1 protein-coding gene is annotated in these 2,746 nt (G+C 74.0%); it reads left to right on the top strand.

From position 1 onward, the window contains the following. Positions 1 to 122 precede the first annotated feature (122 nt). Positions 123 to 2,705 carry a DEAD/DEAH box helicase gene (locus P1P70_RS43060; RefSeq protein ID WP_319247718.1) on the top strand — a complete coding sequence of 861 codons (2,583 nt, stop codon included), beginning with the start codon at positions 123 to 125 and terminating at the stop codon, positions 2,703 to 2,705. Positions 2,706 to 2,746 lie beyond the last annotated feature (41 nt).

The following is a 2,746-nucleotide window of genomic DNA, read 5'->3' on the forward strand; positions in this document are numbered from 1 at the left end:
GTTTATACTCTGTCTTCTAGTTTGGACATGACGTGAGTGTGCGGCTGTCCAGGCGGCCATGGGTCGAAGCCCTCGGAGGTCGGGCCGGGCATCCGGCGCGCTCTGGCGTGCAGACGCAACGCGTGCAGAGCGGCAGCTCCCCAGCGCTACGGGGCGCCACGGCCTGCTGGGGCGCGGCCGCGCTGCACGCGTTGCGGCTGGTCGCCCGGGGGCGCCTGCTGCCCGGCCTGACCGCCGAGGGCTACGACGCCTGGCGGGCGGGACCGCTCGACCCGGACGACATCGCCCACCTCAGAGCCGTCGCAGCCGCCCTGCCGTACGAGGGCCACGCCGTGCCGCTGCCCGGCAAGGGGCCCCTCCGGCTGCCCGAGCCGGAGGCCCTGATGCGGTCCTTCCTGGACGCGGTCGCCGACACCCTCCCGCGCGGCCCGGCGGCACCGTACGTCTCCGGGAAACCGTTCGCGGCGCACGCCGGACAGCGGCTGCCGCACGCGCGCGACTGGGCGGCCGAGGTCGCCGCGGGCATGGACGCGGGCGTACGGATCTCCCTGCGCCTGGACCTGTCCGCGTACGACCTCTTCGACGACGTCGAGCGGGCCCCGCGCGCGGGCGCCGCCGTCGTCCAGGTGCACAGCCTCGCCGACCCCACCCTCGTCGTCGACGCCGCGGCGCTCTGGGCGGGCGACGCGGACGCGGCCTTCGGGCCACGCGCCCGCGTGGACGCCGCCCTCGCCGTACGCCGCGCGGCCCGTGTCTGGCCGCCCCTGGACCGCCTCTCCGAACAGGACGTCCCCGATGTCCTCGCCCTCTCCGAGGACGAGCTGTCCGACCTGCTGGGCGTCGCCGCGACCCGGCTCGGCGCGGCCGGCGTCGCGGTGCACTGGCCCCGGGACCTGGCCCACGACCTGAGCGCCCGCGCCGAGGTGCGCCCCGCGCCCGGTTCCGCCACGGACGGCACGGGTTTCTTCGAGAGCGAGGAACTGCTGCGGTTCCGCTGGCAGTTGGCGCTCGGCGGCGACCCGCTCACCGAGAGCGAGATGGACTCCCTCGCCGAGGCCCACCGCCCGATCGTCCGCCTCCGCGACCAGTGGGTGCTCGTCGACCCGGCTCTCGTCCGCAAGGCCCGCAAACGCGAACTGGGCCTCCTCGACCCGGTGGACGCCCTGTCCGCGGCCCTCACCGGCCAGGCGGAGGTCGACGGCGAGACGGTGGAGGCGGTGCCGGTCGGTGCACTGGCGGCCCTCCGCGACCGCCTGACAGCCGGCCTCGGCCCGGTCGAACCGCCGCCCGGCCTCGCGGCCACCCTCCGCGACTACCAACTCCGGGGCCTGGCCTGGCTGGACCTCATGACCTCCCTCGGGCTCGGCGGCTGCCTCGCCGACGACATGGGCCTCGGCAAGACGATCACCGTCATCGCCCTGCATCTGCGCCGGGCCCGCCCCGAGCCCACGCTGGTCGTCTGCCCCGCCTCCCTGCTGGGCAACTGGCAGCGGGAGATCACCCGCTTCGCCCCCGGCGTCCCCGTCCGCCGCTTCCACGGCACCGACCGCTCCCTGGACGACCTCGACGGCGGCTTCGTCCTCACCACCTACGGCACCATGCGCTCGGCCGCACCGCACCTGGCCGACCAGCGCTGGGGCATGGTCGTCGCCGACGAGGCCCAGCACGTCAAGAACCCCTACTCGGCGACGGCGAAGGCCCTGCGCACGATCCCGACGCCCGCGCGCGTGGCGCTCACCGGCACACCGGTCGAGAACAACCTCTCCGAGCTCTGGGCCCTCCTGGACTGGACGACCCCGGGCCTTCTCGGCCCGCTGAAGTCCTTCCGCGCCCGGCACGCCCGCGCCGTGGAGAACGGCGAGGACCAGGAGGCGGTCACCCGCCTCGCCCGTCTGGTCCGCCCCTTCCTCCTCCGCCGCAAGAAGTCGGACCCCGGCATCGTGCCCGAACTCCCGCCCAAGACCGAGACGGACCACCCCGTCCCTCTCACCCGCGAACAGGCCGCCCTGTACGAGGCCGTCGTACGCGAGTCGCTGCTGGCCATCGAGACGGCGGAGGGCATCGCCCGCCGGGGCCTCGTCCTGAAGCTCCTCGGCGCCCTGAAACAGATCTGCGACCACCCGGCGCTGTATCTGAAGGAGGAGGCGGATACCGACGCCGGAGACCGTCAGGCCGCCCGCTCCGGCAAACTCGCCCTGCTGGACGAGCTGTTGGACACGCTGCTCTCCGAGGACGGCTCGGCGCTGGTCTTCACCCAGTACGTCGGCATGGCCCGGCTGATCACCGCACACCTCGCCGCCCGCGCGGTCCCGGTCGAACTGCTCCACGGCGGCACGCCGGTCAAGGACCGCGAACAGATGGTGGACCGCTTCCAGAGCGGGGCGACACCGGTGCTCGTCCTGTCCCTGAAGGCGGCGGGCACCGGCCTCAACCTCACCCGCGCGGGCCATGTCGTCCACTTCGACCGCTGGTGGAACCCGGCCGTCGAGGAGCAGGCCACGGACCGGGCCTACCGCATCGGCCAGACCCAGCCCGTCCAGGTCCACCGGCTGATCACCGAGGGCACCATCGAGGACCGCATCGCCGAGATGCTGGAAGCCAAGCGTGCCCTCTCCGACGCCATCCTCGGCTCCGGCGAGGCGGCCCTGACGGAACTGACCGACCGGGAACTGACCGACCTGGTGTCGCTGCGGAGGTCGTCGTGAGCGGGGGCGAGGCGATGCGGTCCTCGATGGTGCCCTCGGTG

Origin of the sequence: Streptomyces sp. MB09-02B (genome assembly GCF_033794485.1) — a bacterium.
In the GTDB taxonomy this organism is placed as follows: Bacteria; Actinomycetota; Actinomycetes; order Streptomycetales; family Streptomycetaceae; genus Streptomyces.